Annotated in this window: 16 protein-coding genes; 11 read left to right on the top strand and 5 right to left on the bottom strand. The window is 72.2% G+C overall.

Annotated features, from left to right (window positions below):
- The first annotated feature begins 2 nt into the window (after window positions 1-2).
- The 10 genes from AB0G17_RS02745 to AB0G17_RS02700 all read left to right on the top strand — a co-directional run bounded on the left by AB0G17_RS02745 (window position 3) and on the right by AB0G17_RS02700 (window position 10,860).
- Entirely contained in the window at window positions 3-344 is a 342-nt protein-coding gene (locus AB0G17_RS02745) for a DUF6167 family protein (RefSeq protein WP_361374764.1), read from the top strand.
- The gene (alaS, locus tag AB0G17_RS02740; protein ID WP_361374762.1) at window positions 344-3,013 is read left to right on the top strand and encodes an alanine--tRNA ligase; all 2,670 of its coding nucleotides are present in this window, start codon (window positions 344-346) and stop codon (window positions 3,011-3,013) included. The genes AB0G17_RS02745 and alaS overlap by 1 nt, the downstream gene beginning before the upstream one ends.
- Window positions 3,013-3,477 (top strand): Holliday junction resolvase RuvX, encoded by a 465-nt coding sequence (ruvX, locus tag AB0G17_RS02735; protein WP_361374760.1) that lies wholly within the window; start codon window positions 3,013-3,015, stop codon window positions 3,475-3,477. Before alaS ends, ruvX begins: the two co-directional genes overlap by 1 nt.
- Before the next feature lie 101 nt (window positions 3,478-3,578).
- Window positions 3,579-5,345, top strand: coding sequence for an endolytic transglycosylase MltG (mltG, locus tag AB0G17_RS02730; RefSeq protein WP_361374758.1), 1,767 nt, complete (start codon window positions 3,579-3,581; stop codon window positions 5,343-5,345).
- Between the two features lie 5 nt (window positions 5,346-5,350).
- A complete protein-coding gene (locus AB0G17_RS02725) occupies window positions 5,351-6,187 on the top strand; it encodes a shikimate dehydrogenase (RefSeq protein ID WP_361375321.1) in 837 nt (278 codons plus the stop codon).
- A 222-nt stretch (window positions 6,188-6,409) separates the two neighbouring features.
- On the top strand, window positions 6,410-7,594 hold the full coding sequence (gene aroC, locus AB0G17_RS02720) for a chorismate synthase (protein ID WP_361374756.1): 1,185 nt from the start codon (window positions 6,410-6,412) through the stop codon (window positions 7,592-7,594).
- On the top strand, window positions 7,591-8,109 hold the full coding sequence (locus AB0G17_RS02715) for a shikimate kinase (RefSeq protein ID WP_361374754.1): 519 nt from the start codon (window positions 7,591-7,593) through the stop codon (window positions 8,107-8,109). Before aroC ends, AB0G17_RS02715 begins: the two co-directional genes overlap by 4 nt.
- On the top strand, window positions 8,106-9,200 hold the full coding sequence (gene aroB, locus AB0G17_RS02710; RefSeq protein ID WP_361374752.1) for a 3-dehydroquinate synthase: 1,095 nt from the start codon (window positions 8,106-8,108) through the stop codon (window positions 9,198-9,200). Before AB0G17_RS02715 ends, aroB begins: the two co-directional genes overlap by 4 nt.
- Window positions 9,197-9,637, top strand: coding sequence for a type II 3-dehydroquinate dehydratase (gene aroQ, locus AB0G17_RS02705; RefSeq protein ID WP_361374750.1), 441 nt, complete (start codon window positions 9,197-9,199; stop codon window positions 9,635-9,637). Before aroB ends, aroQ begins: the two co-directional genes overlap by 4 nt.
- 461 nt (window positions 9,638-10,098) lie before the next feature.
- Window positions 10,099-10,860, top strand: a complete 762-nt coding sequence (locus AB0G17_RS02700; protein WP_361375319.1) for an AAA family ATPase — start codon at window positions 10,099-10,101, stop codon at window positions 10,858-10,860.
- 191 nt (window positions 10,861-11,051) lie between these two features.
- On the opposite strand, the gene rbsD is transcribed toward AB0G17_RS02700, so the two are convergent.
- The 5 genes from rbsD to AB0G17_RS02675 are packed head-to-tail and all read right to left on the bottom strand — an operon-like array spanning window position 11,052 to window position 16,907.
- Window positions 11,052-11,441, bottom strand: coding sequence for a D-ribose pyranase (gene rbsD / locus AB0G17_RS02695; protein WP_361374748.1), 390 nt, complete (start codon window positions 11,439-11,441; stop codon window positions 11,052-11,054).
- The gene (locus AB0G17_RS02690; RefSeq protein ID WP_361374746.1) at window positions 11,438-12,343 is read right to left on the bottom strand and encodes a ribokinase; all 906 of its coding nucleotides are present in this window, start codon (window positions 12,341-12,343) and stop codon (window positions 11,438-11,440) included. The genes rbsD and AB0G17_RS02690 overlap by 4 nt, the downstream gene beginning before the upstream one ends.
- A 55-nt stretch (window positions 12,344-12,398) precedes the next feature.
- Window positions 12,399-14,351 (bottom strand): substrate-binding domain-containing protein, encoded by a 1,953-nt coding sequence (locus AB0G17_RS02685; RefSeq protein ID WP_361374744.1) that lies wholly within the window; start codon window positions 14,349-14,351, stop codon window positions 12,399-12,401.
- A complete protein-coding gene (locus AB0G17_RS02680; protein ID WP_361374742.1) occupies window positions 14,341-15,894 on the bottom strand; it encodes a sugar ABC transporter ATP-binding protein in 1,554 nt (517 codons plus the stop codon). The genes AB0G17_RS02685 and AB0G17_RS02680 overlap by 11 nt, the downstream gene beginning before the upstream one ends.
- Window positions 15,891-16,907, bottom strand: coding sequence for a LacI family DNA-binding transcriptional regulator (locus AB0G17_RS02675; protein ID WP_361374740.1), 1,017 nt, complete (start codon window positions 16,905-16,907; stop codon window positions 15,891-15,893). Before AB0G17_RS02675 ends, AB0G17_RS02680 begins: the two co-directional genes overlap by 4 nt.
- Window positions 16,908-17,264: 357 nt before the next feature.
- Here AB0G17_RS02675 and AB0G17_RS02670 point away from each other — a divergent pair, with 357 nt between their 5' ends.
- A complete protein-coding gene (locus AB0G17_RS02670; RefSeq protein WP_361374738.1) occupies window positions 17,265-19,490 on the top strand; it encodes a glycosyl hydrolase in 2,226 nt (741 codons plus the stop codon).
- The last annotated feature ends 3 nt before the right edge of the window (window positions 19,491-19,493 follow it).

Below are 19,493 nucleotides of genomic sequence, written 5' to 3'. Positions count from 1 at the left end.
CGATGTTCCGCCGTACGTTCTGGTTCACCGCGGGCGCCGCAGCCGGTGTGTGGGCCACCACCAAGGTCAACCGGAAGCTGAAGCAGCTGACCCCCGAGTCGCTGGCCGCGCGCACCGCCGACAAGGCGATCGAGGCGGGCCACCGGCTCAAGGACTTCGCGCTCGACGTGAAGGCCGGAATGGTCCAGCGCGAGTCCGAACTCAACGACGCGCTGGGGCTGAACGCCTCCAACGTGCGGGAGCTCCCGGCGCAGCGCCGCCTCGCGGCCGTCGACCAACCCAACCAGCAGAACCCGAAGATCTCCTACAAGAAGATCTCGTACAACCGGAATGAGGACCACTGATGGAGTCGGCTGAAATCCGCCGCCGCTGGCTGAGCTTCTTCGAGGAGCGCGGTCACACCGTCGTCCCTTCGGCGTCGCTCATCGCGGACGACCCGACTCTGCTCCTGGTCAACGCGGGCATGGTGCCGTTCAAGCCGTACTTCCTGGGTGAGACCAAGCCGCCCGCCCCGCGCGCCACCAGCGTGCAGAAGTGCGTGCGTACGCCGGACATCGAAGAGGTCGGCAAGACCACCCGGCACGGCACGTTCTTCCAGATGTGCGGCAACTTCTCGTTCGGCGACTACTTCAAGGAAGGCGCCATCAAGTACGCCTGGGAGCTGCTCACCAGCTCCGTGGCGGACGGCGGCTTCGGCCTGGAGCCGGAGAAGCTCTGGATCACGGTCTACCTCGACGACGACGAGGCCGAGCAGATCTGGCGGGAGAAGGTCGGCGTTGCGGCCGAGCGCATCCAGCGCCTGGGCAAGAAGGACAACTTCTGGTCCATGGGCGTCCCCGGCCCCTGCGGCCCCTGCTCCGAGATCAACTACGACCGCGGCCCCGAGTTCGGCGTCGAGGGCGGCCCGGCCGTCAACGACGAGCGGTACGTGGAGATCTGGAACCTCGTCTTCATGCAGTACGAGCGGGGCGCCGGCGAGGGCAAGGAGGACTTCCCGATCCTCGGTGACCTCCCGTCGAAGAACATCGACACGGGCCTCGGCCTCGAGCGTCTCGCCATGATCCTGCAGGGCGTACAGAACATGTACGAGACCGACACCCTGCGCGTCGTCATGGACAAGGCCACCGAGCTGACCGGTGTGCGCTACGGCGACAAGCACGACACCGACGTCTCCATGCGCGTGGTGGCCGACCACATCCGTACGTCCGTGATGCTCATCGGCGACGGTGTGACCCCCGGCAACGAGGGCCGCGGCTATGTGCTGCGCCGCATCATGCGCCGCGCCATCCGCAACATGCGCCTCATGGGCGCCACCGGACCGGTCGTCCAGGACCTCATCGACGTCGTGATCGACACGATGGGGCAGCAGTACCCGGAGCTGATCACCGACCGCAAGCGCATCGAGACGGTCGCGCTCGCCGAAGAGGCCGCCTTCCTCAAGGCCCTCAAGGGCGGCACCAACATCCTGGACACCGCCGTCACCGAGACCAAGGCCTCCGGCGGCACGGTCCTCGCCGGTGAGAAGGCCTTCCTGCTCCACGACACCTGGGGCTTCCCGATCGACCTCACCCTGGAGATGGCCGCCGAGCAGGGCCTCTCGGTGGACGAGGACGGCTTCCGCCGTCTGATGAAGGAGCAGCGCGAGCGGGCCAAGGCCGACGCCAAGGCCAAGAAGACCGGCCACGCCGACCTGTCCGCCTACCGTGAGGTGGCCGACGACTCCGGCGAGACCGACTTCACCGGCTACACGCTGACCGAGAACGAGTCGACGGTCGTCGGCCTCCTCGTCGACGGCGTGCCCTCGCCCGCCGCCTCCGAGGGCGACGAGGTCGAGGTCGTCCTCGACCGCACCCCGTTCTACGCCGAGGGCGGCGGCCAGCTCGCCGACCAGGGCCGCATCCGGCTCGACACCGGTGCCGTCATCGAGATCCGTGACGTGCAGAAGCCGGTCCCCGGCGTCCACGTCCACAAGGGCGTCGTCCAGGTCGGCGAGGTCACCGTCGGTGCCTCGGCCTACGCCACCATCGACATCCGGCGCCGGCGCGCCATCGCCCGCGCCCACAGCGCCACGCACCTGACCCACCAGGCCCTGCGTGACGCGCTCGGCCCGACGGCCGCCCAGGCCGGTTCGGAGAACTCGCCGGGCCGCTTCCGCTTCGACTTCGGCTCGCCCGCCGCCGTTCCCGGCACGGTCCTCACCGACGTCGAGCAGAAGATCAACGAGGTGCTCGCCCGCGAACTGGACGTCCAGGCCGAGGTCATGTCGATCGACGAGGCCAAGAAGCAGGGCGCCATCGCCGAGTTCGGCGAGAAGTACGGCGAGCGCGTCCGCGTGGTCACCATCGGGGACTTCTCCAAGGAGCTCTGCGGCGGCACGCACGTCCACAACACCGCCCAGCTGGGCCTGGTGAAGCTGCTCGGCGAGTCGTCCATCGGCTCCGGCGTGCGCCGCATCGAGGCCCTGGTCGGCGTGGACGCGTACAACTTCCTCGCCCGCGAGCACACGGTCGTCGCCCAGCTCCAGGAGCTGGTCAAGGGCCGTCCCGAGGAGCTTCCGGAGAAGATCTCCACCATGCTCGGCAAGCTGAAGGACGCCGAGAAGGAGATCGAGAAGTTCCGCGCCGAGAAGGTGCTCCAGGCCGCCGCCGGGCTCGCCCAGGGCGCCAAGGACGTCCACGGCGTCGCCCTGGTCACCGGCCAGGTGCCGGACGGCACCTCCGCCGACGACCTGCGCAAGCTCGTCCTGGACGTGCGCGGCCGTATCTCCTCGGACCGCCCGGTCGTGGTGGCGCTCTTCACCACGGCCAACGGCCGCCCGGTGACCGTCATCGCCACCAACGAGGCCGCCCGCGAGCGCGGTCTGAAGGCCGGTGAGCTGGTGCGTACCGCCGCCAAGACCCTCGGTGGCGGCGGTGGCGGCAAGCCGGACGTCGCCCAGGGCGGCGGCCAGAACCCGGACGCGATCGGCGACGCCATCGACGCCGTCGAGCGCCAGGTCGGCGAGACCGTCTGATGCGACGCGGACGACGCCTCGCGGTCGACGTCGGGGACGCCCGGATCGGGGTCGCCTCGTGCGACCCCGACGGGGTCCTCGCCACGCCGGTGGAGACCGTGCCGGGACGTGACGTCCCGGCCGCCCACCGGCGGTTGCGCCGACTCGTCGAGGAGTACGAGCCCATCGAGGTCGTCGTGGGACTGCCCCGCTCCCTCAGCGGGGGCGAGGGCCCGGCGGCCGTCAAGGTCCGCAAGTTCGCCGGGGAACTGGCGAAGGGGATCGCCCCGATCCCGGTCCGGCTGGTCGACGAGCGGATGACGACGGTCACGGCGACCCAGGGGCTGCGCGCCTCCGGAGTGAAGGCGAAGAAGGGCAGATCGGTCATCGATCAGGCGGCCGCTGTGGTTATTCTGCAGAACGCGCTTGAGGCCGAACGGGTGTCAGGACGCCCGCCCGGCGAGGGCGTCGAAGTGGTTATCTGATCGCGATACGGTAACGTTCCGCGCGATGCGGCGACATTCGAACAGCTGCCGCACAGCAAAAGAGGCGGACCGTCCGGATGCCTCGCGGCTCTAGGGGACCGATGACTGAGTATGGCCGGGGCGCAGGCTCCGAACCGTGGCATCCCGAGGACCCTCTCTACGGGGACCAGGGGTGGGGAGCGCAGCAGGCTGCGCCCGGTCAGGCTCCGTACGGCGAGCAGCAGGCGCACCAGCAGTACGCCCAGCAGCAGAATGTGCAGCAGCAACACCAGCAGGTTCCGCAGCACCAGCAGTACGCGCAGCAGCCGCAGGACCCGTACGCCCACCAGCAGCACTACGGTGAGCAGCCCCAGCAGGGCTACCCGCAGCAGCAGGAGCACCAGCACCAGCAGGAGCACCAGCAGGAGCACCAGCAGGAGCACCAGCACCAGCAGCAGTACGTGCAGCAGGCCCAGTACCACGCGGGATGGGAGACCGGCCAGCAGGCCGCCATGCCCTACGCGGGCCAGCAGCCCGAGAGCTACCCGGCGTACGGCAACGAGACGCAGGACTACTACGGCACGCCCGAGGCGTACCCGCCGCCGCAGCCCCCGGGGCAGCGGCGCGCGGTGCCCGAGCAGGCGCCGGAGTGGAACCCCGAGGCGGAGCAGGAGCAGGAGCCGGAGAAGGAGACCCACCCCTTCTTCAGCGACGGCGACGGCGGCGACGAACCCGACTCCGACGAGGACGAGCCGCGCGCCTCCCGGCGCGGCGGCTCCGGCCGCGACCGCCGGGGCAAGGGCAAGAAGAAGGGCAAGAGCGGCCGCGCCTGTCTGGTGCTCGTCGTCGTCTTCTCGCTCGGCGTGGGCGGCGCGGGCTACTTCGGCTACCAGTTCTGGCAGAAGAAGTTCGGCGCGGCCCCCGACTACGTCGGCACCGGCTCCACCCCGGTCCAGGTGGAGATCCCGCAGGGCGCCGGCGGCTACGAGATCGGCAGCATCCTGGCCAAGGCCGGAGTGGTCAAGAGCCAGGGCGCGTTCGTCTCCGCGCAGAACGAGAACCCCAAGGGCAAGACCCTCCAGGCGGGCGTCTACACCCTCAACAAGGGCATGTCGGCGGCGAACGCGGTCGCGGCCATGCTCAACCCGGCCAGCCGCAGCAACTTCATCATTCCCGAGGGCAAACGCAACGCCTGGGTCTACGAGCAGATCGACAAGCGGCTCGAACTCAAGCCGGGCACGACCAAGGACGTCGCGAAGGCCCAGGCGAAGAACCTCGGTCTGCCCGACTGGGCGAACGACAGCAAGGAGATCCAGGATCCGCTGGAAGGGTTCCTCTACCCGGCCAGCTATCCGGTCGCCAAGGGCGCCAAGCCCGAGGACGTGCTGCGCAAGATGGTCTCCCGCGCCAACACCGAGTACAGCAAGGTCGACCTGAAGGGCATGGCCTCCAAGCTCGGCCTGAAGTCGCCGCTCCAGCTCATCACGGTCGCGAGCCTGGTCCAGGCGGAGGGCAAGTACAAGCACGACTTCGACAAGGTCGCGCGGGTCGTCTACAACCGTCTGAAGCCCAACAACACCGAGACCTACGGCCTGCTGGACTTCGACTCGACAGTCAACTACGCCAAGAGCACGTCCACCCTGGACATCGGCGCGGTCAAGCACCTGCGCGACTTCAAGCACCCGTACAACACGTACTACATCCACGGTCTGCCGCCCGGCCCCATCGGCAACCCCGGTGAGTCCGCGCTGCACTCGGCGCTCAACCCGACGCCGGGCCCGTGGTACTACTTCGTCTCCGTCACCGAGAACGAGACCCTGTTCGCGGTCACCAACGAAGAGCACGAGCAGAACCGCAAGAGGTACGAGAAGGAGAAGTCCGGCCAGTGAGCTCCGTGAGCCAGGAGAGCGGTGTGCGACGGGCGGCCGTACTGGGATCGCCCATCGCCCACTCGCTCTCCCCGGTGCTGCACCGCGCCGCCTACCGGGAACTGGGCCTCACCCACTGGTCGTACGACCGCTTCGACGTGGACGAAGCCCAGCTCCCCGGTTTCATCGACGGGCTCGACCGGTCGTGGGCGGGGCTCTCGCTCACGATGCCGCTGAAGCGCGCGATCATTCCGCTGCTCGACGGCATCAGCGACACCGCCGCCTCCGTGGAGGCGGTCAACACGGTCGTCCTCACCGCCGACGGGCGCCGTTACGGCGACAACACCGACATCCCCGGCATGCTCGCCGCGCTGCGCGAGCGCGGTGTCGAGCGGGTCCCCTCGGCCGCCGTGCTCGGCGCGGGCGCCACCGCGTCCTCCGCGCTGGCCGCCCTCGCCCGCATCTGTACGGGAGAGGTCACCGCGTACGTGCGCAGCGCCGACCGGGCCGCGGAGATGCGGGGCTGGGGCGAGCGGCTCGGGGTCGCCGTGCGCACCGCCGACTGGGCGGACGCGGCCGGGGCCTTCGAGGCGCCGCTGGTCGTCGCCACCACCCCGGCGGGCACCACCGACGCGCTGGCGGCGGCCGTCCCCGCACGGCCCGGCACGCTCTTCGACGTCCTGTACGACCCCTGGCCGACCGCGCTGGCGGCGGCCTGGTCCGCGAACGGCGGAGCGGTGGTGGGCGGCCTGGACCTCCTCGTACACCAGGCGGTGCTCCAGGTGGAACAGATGACGGGCACGGAGAAGGCGCCTTTGGCGGCGATGCGCGAGGCGGGCGAGAAGGCTTTGGCGTCCCGCTGAGGTAGCGCCCCGTCAGGGGCGCGGGGCCGTGACATCTGCGGCTCCGCCGCGTGGGCGCGACCGGCCACAAGGGACCCGCACCTGACGAAACCACCGTCCGCCTGCTGGACCGGTGACCAGGTACGACCGGGGACGTGGGAGGATCAGAGGGTGGCGGGCCAGGGCCGCGCACCCCGGCCGCGCCGTAGAAGTACCAGGACGCGCGAGCAACGAGGAGCACCGTTGAGCAGGTTGCGCTGGCTGACCGCGGGGGAGTCCCACGGACCCGCACTGGTGGCGACGCTGGAGGGCCTTCCCGCCGGTGTGCCGATCACCACGGAGATGGTGGCGGACCACCTGGCCCGGCGGCGCCTCGGCTATGGACGCGGCGCCCGGATGAAGTTCGAGCGCGACGAGGTCACCTTCCTCGGCGGCGTCCGGCACGGCCTCACCATGGGTTCCCCGGTCGCGATCATGGTCGGCAACACCGAGTGGCCCAAGTGGGAACAGGTCATGTCGGCCGACCCCGTGGACCCCGAGATCCTGGCCGACCTGGCCCGCAACGCGCCGCTGACGCGCCCGCGCCCCGGCCACGCCGACCTCGCGGGCATGCAGAAGTACGGCTTCGACGAGGCCCGGCCGATCCTGGAGCGCGCCAGCGCCCGCGAGACGGCCGCCCGGGTGGCGCTCGGCGCGGTGGCCCGTTCGTACCTGAAGGAGACGGCGGGCATCGAGGTCGTCTCGCACGTGGTCGAGCTGGCTTCCGCCAAGGCGCCGTACGGCGTGTACCCGACCCCGGCCGACGTCGAGAAGCTCGACGCCGACCCGGTGCGCTGCCTGGACGTCGACGCGTCGAAGGCGATGGTCGCGGAGATCGACCAGGCTCACAAGGACGGCGACACGCTGGGCGGCGTGGTCGAGATCCTCGCGTACGGCGTACCGGTCGGCCTGGGCTCGCACGTCCACTGGGACCGGCGCCTGGACGCCCGTCTGGCCGCCGCCCTGATGGGCATCCAGGCGATCAAGGGCGTCGAGGTCGGTGACGGCTTCGACCTGGCCCGCGTGCCCGGCTCCAAGGCGCACGACGAGATCGTGAAGACCGCCGACGGCGTCAAGCGCACCTCCGGCCGCGCGGGCGGTACCGAGGGCGGTCTGACCACTGGCGAGCTGCTGCGCGTACGCGCCGCGATGAAGCCGATCGCGACCGTCCCGCGTGCCCTCGCGACCATTGACGTGGTCACCGGCGAGGCGGCCAAGGCCCACCACCAGCGCTCGGACGTGTGTGCCGTGCCCGCCGCCGGGATCGTGGCCGAGGCCATGGTCGCGCTGGTCCTCGCGGACGCGGTCGCGGAGAAGTTCGGCGGCGACTCGGTCCCCGAGACCCGCCGCAACGTCCAGTCCTACCTCGACAACCTGCAGATCCGGTGAGCACCGGTCCGCTGGTCGTCCTGGTCGGCCCGATGGGCTCCGGCAAGTCCACCGTGGGCAGGCTGCTCGCCGAGCGGCTCGGCGCGCCCTACCGGGACACCGACGCCGACATCGTGGCCGCCCAGGGCCGGGAGATCGCCGACATCTTCGTCGACGAGGGCGAGCCGCACTTCCGTGAGCTGGAGCGGCAGGCGGTACGCGCCGCCGTCGCCGAGCACACGGGCGTGCTCGCCCTCGGCGGCGGAGCCGTCCTGGACGCGTCCACGCGCGCGCTGCTCGCCGGCCTGCCGGTCGTCTATCTGTCCATGGACGTCGAGGAGGCGGTGAAGCGGGTCGGCCTCAACACCGCCCGCCCGCTCCTCGCCGTCAACCCGCGCCGCCAGTGGCGCGAACTGATGGAAGCCCGGCGCCATCTGTACACCGAAGTCGCCCGGGTCGTCGTCGCGACCGACGACCGTACCCCCGAAGAGGTCGCCCAGGCGGTCCTCGACGCACTGGAGCTGAAATCCGCATGAGCGAGCAGGCACCCACCCGGATCCAGGTCGGCGGCACCGCCGGGACGGACCCGTACGACGTGCTCGTCGGCCGCAACCTCCTCGCCGAACTGCCCGGACTGATCGGCACCCGGGCCCGCAAGGTCGCCGTCATCCACCCGGAGGCGCTGGCCGGCACCGGCGACGCCATCCGCGAGGACCTGGCCGCCCAGGGCTACGAGGCCATCGCCATCCAGGTGCCCAACGCCGAGGAGGCCAAGACCTACGAGGTCGCCGCGTACTGCTGGAAGGCCCTCGGCCAGTCCGGCTTCACCCGCACCGACGCCGTGGTCGGCGTCGGCGGCGGCGCCACCACCGACCTGGCGGGCTTCGTCGCGGCGACCTGGCTGCGCGGGGTCCGCTGGATCTCGGTCCCGACCACCGTGCTCGGCATGGTCGACGCGGCCGTGGGCGGCAAGACCGGCATCAACACCGCCGAGGGCAAGAACCTGGTAGGCGCGTTCCACCCGCCCGTGGGCGTCCTGTGCGACCTCGCGGCGCTGGACTCGCTGCCGGTCCACGACTTCGTCTCCGGCATGGCCGAGGTCATCAAGGCCGGCTTCATCTCCGACCCGGTCATCCTCGACCTGATCGAGGCCGACCCGGCGGGCGCCCGCACCCCCGAGGGCCCGCACACGGCCGAGCTGGTCGAGCGCGCGATCCGGGTGAAGGCGGAGGTCGTCTCCAGCGACCTCAAGGAGTCGGGCCTGCGCGAGATCCTGAACTACGGGCACACCCTCGCGCACGCCATCGAGAAGAACGAGCGCTACAAGTGGCGCCACGGCGCCGCCGTCTCCGTCGGCATGGTCTTCGCCGCCGAGCTGGGCCGTCTCGCCGGGCGGCTCGACGACGCCACGGCCGACCGGCACCGCTCCATCCTGGAGTCGGTGGGCCTGCCGCTCACCTACCGCGCCGACCAGTGGCCCAAGCTGGTCGAGAACATGAAGCTGGACAAGAAGTCGCGGGGCAACCTGCTGCGCTTCATCGTCCTGGACGGCCTCGCCAAGCCGACGGTCCTGGAGGGCCCGGACCCGGCGGTGCTGCTCGCGGCGTACGGCGAGGTGTCGTCGTGAGCCGTCGCGTCCTGGTGCTCAACGGCCCCAACCTGGGTCGCCTGGGCTCGCGCGAGCCGGACGTCTACGGGGCGACGACGTACGCCGGGCTCGTGGAGGTCTGCCAGAGCCTCGGCAAGGAGCTCGGCTTCGACGTGGAGGTCCGCGAGACCAACGACGAGGGCGACATGATCCGCTGGCTGCACGAGGCGGCCGACGGAAAGATTCCGGTCGTTCTCAACCCGGGCGCGTTCACCCATTATTCGTACGGAATGCGGGACGCGGCCGCCCAGCGCACCGCCCCGCTCATCGAGGTGCACATCTCGAACCCGTACACCCGCGAGGAGTTCCGCCACACCTCCGTGGTGGCGGCCGTGGCCAGCGGCACCGTCGCGGGCTTCGGCATCGGCTCGTACCGCCTGGCGCTGCGCGCGCTCGCCGACGAAATCGGCGGCTGACCGGGCACCTTCGCCGCACCCCGGCCGTTCACACTGGGACGGCCGGGGGAGGTACGGTTCTGGACCGGACGCCTCCGACGGGCGTCGGACCAGCGCCAGTTGCCTTGTACGAGACGGAGTGGCACCGGATGCAGCACGAAGCGGGAGCGCCGCTTCCGCCGCCCCACGCGCCGGGGCACGGAGCGGGGCCCGACTGGACCTTCGCCGCCCACCAGCCCGTGGCCCGGGCCGCACACCAGGGCGCGGGCGCCCCGACGGCCCCTGGCACCCACCAGCCCGTGGCGCATGGCGGCCCAGGATCCTCCGGTGTCCCTCAGCCCCTGTCGCACGGCGGCGCCGTGCCCGCCGGTACGCAGCCCTTGGGGCAGGTCGTCCCAGGGTCCTCCGGAACCCACCAGCCCGTGGCGCACGTCGGCCCGGGCCCCTCCGGTGCCCCTCAGCCCGTGGCGCACACCGGCCCCCTGCCCGCCGGTGCCCACCAGCCCCTCACCCACGGCGCCCAGCCGCCCTCCGTCCCGGGCCCCCCGCCTCCACCGCCCGCCCCGGGTTGGCACGCCCCGGCCCCGCAGCACGCGCCCGCGCCACCGTCCCGGGACACCACCGGGCACGTCCCGCTGCCCCCGGGCGGCCCCGTCCCGCTGCCGCAGGCCCCGGAGGGCACCGGGGTCACCACGCTCGCGGTGCTGCTCATAGGCCCGGCGGGCGCGGGCAAGACCACGGTCGCCCGCTACTGGGCCCAGCACCGCCGCGTCCCCACCGCCCACATCAGCCTCGACGACGTGCGCGAATGGGTCTGCGCGGGCTTCGCCGACCCGCAGTCGGGCTGGAACGACCACTCCGAGGCGCAGTACCGCCTGGCCCGCCGCACCTGCGGCTTCGCCGCGCGCAACTTCCTGGCCAACGGCATCTCCTGCATCCTCGACGACGCGGTCTTCCCGGACCGCCCGGTCGTGGGCCTCGGCGGCTGGAAGCGCCACGTCGGCCCGGGCCTGCTTCCGGTCGTCCTCCTGCCCGGCCTGGACATCGTCCTGGAGCGCAACGCCGAGCGCTCCGGCAACCGCCGCCTCTCGGACGAGGAGGTCGCCGGCATCCACGGCCGCATGGCGGGCTGGTACGGCTCGGGCCTCCCCATCATCGACAACTCGCAGTACGACGTCCCCACCACGGCCCGCCTCCTGGACGACGTCCTGGCGAGGGCGATCGCGAGCCCGCCGAGCTGGTGAGGCCCGAGGGGCCGGTCTAGGGCCTGTCGTCAAATTCCCGTCTGTCCTGCGACGCCTGGCACGCACTCTCGCCGCACCGGGCGAAAGCCCACGTACGTCCAGTACGAGGGCTCTCGCCCGGCGCGCCGAGAGCACGCACCAGACGCCGCCGGACCGCCCTTCGGGCGACGACGGGAATTTGACCACAGGCCCTAGAAGAACACCCCGCACCTCAGCAGCACGTTCGCGTACGGCCGCGCCTCCCCCGTCCGTACGACGAGGCGAGCCCCCGCCGACAGCGCCTTCAGCTCGTCGTGCGCGACCAGTTCGAGCCGGGGGAAGTGCCCGGCCAGCAGACGCGCGGCCGGCGGGTTCGCCTCGCGCACCTCCCGCGCGGCGGTCGCGCCCTCCACCACCAGCTCGGCGAGGAGCCCGTCGAGCACCTCCGCGAACGACGGCACCCCGGCCCGGAAGGCCAGGTCGACCACGCGCGGGCCGGACGGGATGGGCATGCCCGCGTCGCAGACGAGCACCCCGTCCCCATGGCCCAACTCGGCCAGCGCGCCCGACAGATGACGGTTGAGGATGCCGGACCGCTTCACCGGGCGAAGACCTCCTCGGCGGTCGGGAACGACTCCTGCGCCCCCTGGCGCGTGACGGCGGCCGCGCCGACCCGCGCGGCGAACGCGGCGGCGTCCGCCAGGCTCTCGCCCCGGCTCAGCCGCCAGGCGAGCGCGGCCGTGAAGGCGTCACCCGCCCCGGTCGTGTCCACCGCGTCTACCCGGGGACTCGCCACCCGTACGAACGAGTTCGTACTGCCGGCCGCGACCAGGGCGCCCGCCGCGCCCAGGGTGATCACCACCGAGCGCGGGCCGCGCAGCAGCAGCGCCCGCGCCCAGTCCTCGGGCGCGGGGCCCGCCGAGTCGCCCAGCAGGAAACGGGCCTCGTGCTCGTTGACGATCAGCGGGTCGCAGGCCGCGAGGACCTCGGCGGGCAGCGGACCGGGCGGCGAGGGGTTGAGGACGAACCGGCTGTCGAAGGCGAGGCTGCGGACGGTCTCCACCACGGTCTCCAGCGGGATCTCCAGCTGCGCCGACACCACCCGCGAGGCCTGGAAGACGCTGGCGGCGGCGCGTACGTCCTGAGGCGTGAGGCGGGCGTTGGCGCCGGGCGAGACCACGATGCTGTTGTCTCCCGACGGGTCCACCGTGATCAGCGCCACCCCGGTGGGCGCCCCGCCAACCAGCATGCCGACGGTGTCGACGCCGGCCGCCCGCTGGGAGTCCAGCAACAGCCGCCCGTGTCCGTCGTCGCCGACGCGGGCGAGCAGCGCGACGCGCGCCCCGAGCCGGGCGGCGGCCACGGCCTGGTTGGCGCCCTTGCCGCCGGGGTGGACCACCAGGTCCGAGCCGAGCACCGTCTCGCCGGGCCCGGGGCGCCGCTCCACCCCGATGACGAGGTCGGCGTTGGCGGACCCGACGACCAGGAGGTCGTAGTCGTACATCCCTGTCCTGCTTTCGCTGAGTGGCGGGTGTGGCGGGTGTGCGGGTGGACGCCCGTCAGGAGAAGTCGGCGACGTTGCGCCGGGTGACGACCTTGACCGGGACCTTCACCGTGCTCTCGACCGCGTCGCCCTTCGCCGCCCGCACCGCGTTGCGGACGGCGATGCGGCCGAGCTCGGCGGGCTGCTGAGCGACCGACGCGTACAGCGTGCCCGCCGCGACCGCCTTCAGGCCATCGGGGGTGCCGTCGAAACCGACCACCGCGACGGACGTGCCCGCCTTGGCGCCCAGGGCCTTGACCGCGCCGAGGGCCATCTCGTCGTTCTCGGCGAAGACTCCGCTGACATCGGCGTGGGACTGCAGCAGGTTGGTCATGACGTCGAGGCCCTTGGTGCGGTCGAAGTCGGCGGGCTGGCGGGCGACGACCGTGATGCCGGGGTACGCCTTGATGCCCTCGGCGAAGCCCTGGCCGCGCTCGCGGCTGGCGGAGGTGCCCGCGGTGCCCTGCAGGACGACGATCCTGCCCTTGCCGCCGAGCTTGTCGGCGAGGGTCCTGGCGGCGAGCCTGCCGCCCGCGATGTTGTCGGAGGCGACCAGGGTGGCGGTCTCGGCCTTGTTGACGCCCCGGTCGGCGGCGACCACCGGGATGTCCGCCTTGTTGGCGCCGCGCACGGACGGCCCGACGGCGTCCGAGTCGACCGGGTTGACGATGATCGACTTCACTCCCGCGCCGGTGAAGTTCTGTATCTGGTTGGCCTGTTGGGAGGCGTCGTTCTGGGCGTCGGTGACGGTGAGGTCGACTCCGGCCGCCTTCGCCTCCGCCTTGGCCCCGGCTTCCATCTGGACGAAGAAGGGGTTGTTGAGGGTGGAGAGCGACATGCCCATCTTGGTGGACGAGCCGGACGAGCCGGTGTTCACGAACGACAGGGCGCCCAGGACAGCCGCCAGGGCGACGGCCGCGACCGCGAGCTTGGCCGCGCCCCGCTTGCCGCCGAAGCCGCCTCCCGCTCCCGTCGCGGTCGCCCCCGGTGCGGCCCCGGCGCGGCGGCGCGCCGTGTCGAGCAGCACGGCGAGCGCGATGACGACACCGATGACGACCTGCTGCCAGAACGCCGACACCGACAGCAGGTTGAGGCCGTTGCGCAGCACGGCGAGGATCAGCGCGCCGATGAGGGTTCCGGACGCCTTGCCGACGCCGCCGGAGAGGCTGGCGCCGCCGATGACGACGGCCGCGATCGCGTCGAGCTCGTACCCCTGGGCGGCCTGCGGCTGCGCGGAGACCAGCCGGGAGGCGAGCACGATGCCCGCGACGGCGGCGAAGAGGCCGGAGAGAGCGTAGATCGCGATCTTCTGCCGCTTGACCCGCAGCCCCGACAGCCGGGCCGCCTCCTCGTTGCCGCCGATCGCGTACATGGAGCGCCCGATGTACGTACGGGACAGGATCAGGGCAGTGAGCAGGCCCATCACGACCATCACGATCACCGGGACCGGCAGGTGCCCGCCGAGCGTGTCGCCCACCCGGGAGACGGACTCGGGGAAGGCGATCGGGCTGCCCTGCGAGATGACCAGGGAGAGGCCGCGGCCGACCGAGAGCATGGCCAGGGTGGCGATGAACGGCGGGAGTTTGCCGTACGAGACGAGGGCGCCGTTGACGACGCCGCAGGCCAGGCCCGTACCGATGGCGAGGAGGACCGCGAACCAGACCGGCAGGCCCTGCTTCGTCGCCGTCCAGGCGAGCACGGTCGCGCTCAGCGCGGCCACCGAGCCGACGGAGAGGTCGATGCCGGCCGAGACGATGACGAAGGTGACGCCGAAGGCGAGGATCGCGGTGACGGCGGCCTGGACGCCGACGTTGAGCAGGTTCTGTGTGGTCAGGAAGTCGCCGGAGAGCAGCGACATCGCCACCGCCAGGACCACCAGGGCGCTGAGGGCGCCGTTGTCGAGCAGCAGGCGGCGGACGGTCTGGGCGCCGCTCGCGCCCGTGGTGCTGCGGAGCGTGTCAGTGGCCACGGGAGCCCTCCTCTTCGTGCGATACAAGTTCGTGCGGTGCCGGGGCGGCCGCGGGGGCCGCGCCGACGGCGAGTTCCATGACGGCTTCCTGGGTCGCCCGGTGTGCCGGGAGTTCGCCGGCGATCCGCCCCTGGGCCATGACCAGCACCCGGTCGCTCATGCCGAGCACCTCGGGAAGATCGCTGGAGATCATCAGGACGGCGTGCCCGGAGGCGGTCAGTTCGTTGATGAGCTGGTAGATCTCGACCTTGGCGCCGACGTCGATGCCACGGGTCGGCTCGTCGAGGATGAGCACTCTCGTCTCGGCGAGGAGCCACTTGCCGATGACGACCTTCTGCTGGTTGCCGCCGGACAGGGTGCGCACCTGCTGGCCGAGCCCGGCCATCCGTACGCCGAGCTGCTCGGCGATCCGTGCGGCGGCCGTGCGCTGTCCCTTGCGGTCCACGAGCCCGGCGCGGGTGGCCGAGCGCAGCGTGACCAGGCCCAGGTTCTCCTGTACGGAGGCGTCCAGCAGGAGCCCCTGGCCCTTGCGGTCCTCGGGGACGAGGCCGATCCCGGCGCCCATGGCGGCGTTCACGTCGTGCCGGGGCAGGCGGGTGCCGGAGACCTCGACGGTGCCGCTGTCGTAGCGGTCGGCGCCGAAGACGGCGCGGGCGACCTCGGTGCGGCCCGCGCCGACCAGCCCCGCGAGGCCGACGACCTCACCGGCGCGCACCTCGAAGCCGACGTCGTGGAAGACGCCGTCGCGGGTGAGGCCGCGCACCGAGAGCAACGGGGCTCCGGCGTCCGGGCGTTGGCGCGGATACTGCTGGTCGATGCCGCGCCCCACCATCAGGCGGACGAGTTCGTCCTCGGGGGTGGAGGCGGGCACCTGGCCGACGCTGCGGCCGTCGCGCAGCACGGTGACGCGGTCGCCGAGGGCGGCGATCTCTTCGAGGTGGTGGGTGATGAAGACGACGCCCACGCCGTCCGCTCGCAGTGAGCGCACGATCGTGAAGAGCTTGTCGACCTCCTCGGAGGTGAGGACGGCGGTCGGCTCGTCCATGACGAGGACGCGCGCGTCGAGGCTGAGCGCCTTGGCGATCTCGACCATCTGGAGCCGGGCGATGCCCAGTTCACGTACGCGCGCCTGGGGAGCGACGTCAACGCCTACCCGCTCCAGGAGCACCGCGGCGTCCGCCTCCATCCGCCTGCGGTCGATCATCCCCAGGCGGCGCGGCTGGCGGCCCAGGAAGATGTTCTCCGCGACCGTGAGGTCGGGCACCAGGTTGAACTCCTGGTAGATGGTGGCGATGCCGAGCCGTTCGGCGTCCTGCGCGCTGTGGACGCGCACCTCGCGCCCGTCGACGAGGATCCGGCCGCTGTCGGGGCGGTGGGCGCCGGAGAGCATCTTGATGAGGGTGCTCTTGCCCGCGCCGTTCTCGCCGAGCAGGACGTGCACCTCGCCCCGGCGCAGATCGAAGTCGACGCCGTCGAGCGCGACCACGCCGGGAAAGGACTTGCGTATGCCTTCTACGCGCAGCAAGTCGTCGGAACCGCTCACGGGTTGCTCCTGTGGGTCGGGGCGTCCTCGCCGCAGGAGCTGCGGACGACCAGGCGCGCGGGCAGGGTGACGGACTGCGGCGGCCGTCCCTCGATGCGGTCGACGAGGGCGCGGACGGCGGCCCGGCCCAGCTCGCCGGTGGGCTGCGCGATCGCGGTGATCGGCGGATCCGTGTGGACGAACCACGGGATGTCGTCGAAGGCGGCGAGCCCGATGTCGTGCGGCACGCGCAGGCCGTGGGCCCGGATCGCGTCGAGCGCGCCGAGCGCCATCAGGTTGTCGGCGGCGAAGACGACTTCGGGCGGCTCGGGGAGGGCCAGGAAGCGCTCGGTGCTGCGGCGGCCGCTGCCGGCCTGGAAGTCTCCGTGGCCGATGTAGGCCTCGGGCAGCGTCAGGCTGTGCTCGCGCAGGGCTTCCCGGAAGGCCTCGACGCGCTCGCTGCCGGTGGTGGTGGTGGCCGGGCCCGCGATGATGGCGAGCCTGCGATGGCCGAGGCCGTGCAGGTGGGCGACCAGGTCGCGGATGGCGGCGCGGCCGTCGGCCCGTACGACGGGGACGTCCACGCCGGGGATCCAGCGGTCGACGAAGACCATGGGGGTGCCCGCGCGGACCGCGTCCAGCATCAGCGGGGAGCCGCCGTCGGTGGGCGAGACGAGCAGGCCGTCGATCCTGCGGTCGAGGAGCGTGCGGACGTGGTGGTCCTGGAGTTCGGGCCGCTCGTCGGCGTTGCCAATGATGACGCTGTAGCCGAGCGCGCGGGCCTCCTCCTCGACGGAGCGGGCCAGTTCGGTGAAGTACGGGTTGAGCACGTCGCTGATGACCAGGCCCAGGGTGCGGGTCTGGTCGGTGCGCAGCGACCTGGCCACGGCGTTGGGCCGGTAGCCGAGCGCGTCGACGGCGGCGAGGACGCGGGCGCGTGCCTCGGGGCTGACGGACGGGTGGCTGTTGAGGACACGGGAGACCGTGGCGACGGACACGCCCGCGCGGGCCGCCACGTCCTTGATGCTCGCCATGCGCCGGATCACCTCCTTGTGAGCCCGTGGGACTCGCTGGGAGTCCGTGGAATCGATTACACGGAGGATTGGAATCGATTACAGGTGTCTGGACAAGCCCCTTCCGCCGCTCCGAGATCCGATCGTGATGAACGCGCGCTCATATGAGCACAACAGCGGCTGGGCTGGCGAAGGGCCGCCGCACGGCTCCGCGGGCGGCCTCCGCTTCGACGGCGGGGCGGCGGATTCACACCGCCGCGACGCCTCAACCACTGGTGCTGCTGCGGCAGTTGATGAACACTCTCCCTCTGTTACGTGCCGAGGAACGCTCTTCCACTCGTCGCGCGCCGGGCGCACCGGCCGCGGAAGGAGCCGTCCATGCGTACAGGCAGATCCAGAGGGATGCGTACGGCCGCGGTCGTCGTTCTGGCGGTCGCGGCACTGCTGGCTCCGGGCGGCCTCGCCGCCGGTGCCGGCATCCAGGAGGAGGACGACGAGGGCGGCCCGGCCGCCCCCGCCGAATACAGCTATCTGCAGAAGGCGGTGCCCGGGCAGCCGCTGCCCCGGCACGCCTACGACACCGCGGCGGCGCAGGCGGCCGCTCTGCCCGCCACCGGCGGCACCTGGCAGCCCATCGGGCCCACCAACATCGGCGGCCGGGTCGTCTCGCTCGCCCTCGACCCGCACCACCCCGACACCCTGTACGCGGCCGCCGCCAGCGGCGGGGTGTGGCGCTCGGCCGACGCGGGCAGGACGTTCACCCCCGCGTGGCCCGAGCGCGGCACCCAGGCCATGGGCGCGCTCGCCGCCGCCCCCGACGGCACGCTCTACGCCGGAACGGGCGAGCCCAACCCGGGCGGCGGCAGCGTCACGTACGAGGGGACCGGCGTCTACCGCTCCACCGACCAGGGCCGCAGCTGGCGCGCGGTCGGGCTGCGGGACTCGGGGGCGGTCGGCGCGTTCGCGGTGGATCCGCGCAGCCCGCGCCGGGTACTGGCCGCGGCCACCGGCTCGCTCTACAACCCGGGCGGCGACCGGGGTGTGTACCTCTCCGAGAACGCGGGCGGCTCCTGGCGGCGGGTGCTCGACGTGCCCAACGCGTTCACCGGCGCCGTCGACGTCCAGCGCGACCCGGTGAACCCCGACCGCGTGTACGCCGTGCTCTGGGACCACCGGCGGGAGCCGGACAAACGCACCTACGGCGGTACGGGCTCCGGCGTCTACCGGTCGGACGACGGCGGCGCCCACTGGCGGCGCCTCGGCGGCGGGCTGCCCACGGCCGACTCGGGGCGCATCGGCCTCGGCATCGCCACCTCCGAGCCCGGCCGCCTCTACGCGATGGTCGGCGCCACGGACGGCACCTTCGGGTCCTTCCTCACCTCGACCGACGGCGGCGACAGCTGGACGAAGGTGCCGGACAACGCGACGCTGACCGAGTCCCAGTCCAGCTACTCCTGGTGGTTCGGCAAGGTGTGGGTCGATCCGGCCGACGCCCGGCACCTCCATGTGGCCGGGGTGGACCTGCTCACCACCAAGGACGGCGGGACCACCTGGACGGAGGAGGACGCCGTCCACGCCGACCAGCACGCCATGCTCTGGGACCCGCGCACGCCCGGCCGCGTCTACCTCGGCAACGACGGCGGCGTCTACCGCTCCGAGGCGCGCGGCGACGGCGGCTGGACCAAGGCGACGTACGAGCCGTGGACCCAGCTCTACACCGTGGCGGCCACCCCGCAGGACACCGGCCGGATCTCCGGCGGAGCCCAGGACAACGGCTCCATCCGGTCCTGGGGCGGCGACCGGTTCAACGAATACCTCGGCGGCGACGGGCTGCAGAACCTCATCGACCCCACCGACGCCAACCGGGTGTACGCCTGCTACCAGTACGGCAACTGCTTCCGCTCCACGGACGGCGGCGCCACGCTCACCGAGTACACCGACTCGACCACCGCGGAGCGGCGCAACTGGCTCACCCCCGTCCAGTTCGACCCGGTGAACCCGAGCGTCCTCTACTACGGCGGTGACCGCCTCAACCGGTCCGCCGACGGCGGCGCGACCTGGCAGCCCATCAGCCCCGACCTGACGGGCGGCCCGGGCCACGACTCCTACCCCTACGGCACGATCACCACGGTCGCGGCCGCGCGGGACGGGCACACCGTCTGGGCGGGCACGGACGACGGCCGGGTGTGGGTGACCCGCGACCTCGGCGCCCACTGGACCCGGGTCCTCACCGGCCGGCCGTGGGTGACCCGGATCGCGGTGGACCCGGACGACCCGGCGACCGCGTACGTCTCGCTCTCCGGGTACCGGTCGGGTTCGCCGCTGCCGCATCTGCTGCGGACCCGGGACGCGGGCGCGAGCTGGAGCGATCTGTCCGGAAACCTTCCGCAGGCACCGGTGAACGACGTGGTGCTCGGCGGCCGGAACACGCTCTACGCGGCCACCGACCAGGGCGTGTTCATCAGCGGCCGGGGCGGCTGGCGGCGGCTCGGCGGCGGGCTTCCGCTGGTGCCGGTGTCGGACATCACATACGACCCGGCCCACCACCGCCTGGTGGCGGCCACCTTCGGACGCGGCTTCTACAGTCTCCGTACCAGCCAGTAGATT

It is taken from the genome of Streptomyces sp. NPDC023838 (assembly GCF_040639555.1).
Taxonomy (GTDB): Bacteria; Actinomycetota; Actinomycetes; order Streptomycetales; family Streptomycetaceae; genus Streptomyces.
Note: the sequence above shows the minus strand (reverse complement) of the source record. Positions and strands in the feature narration are given on the sequence as shown.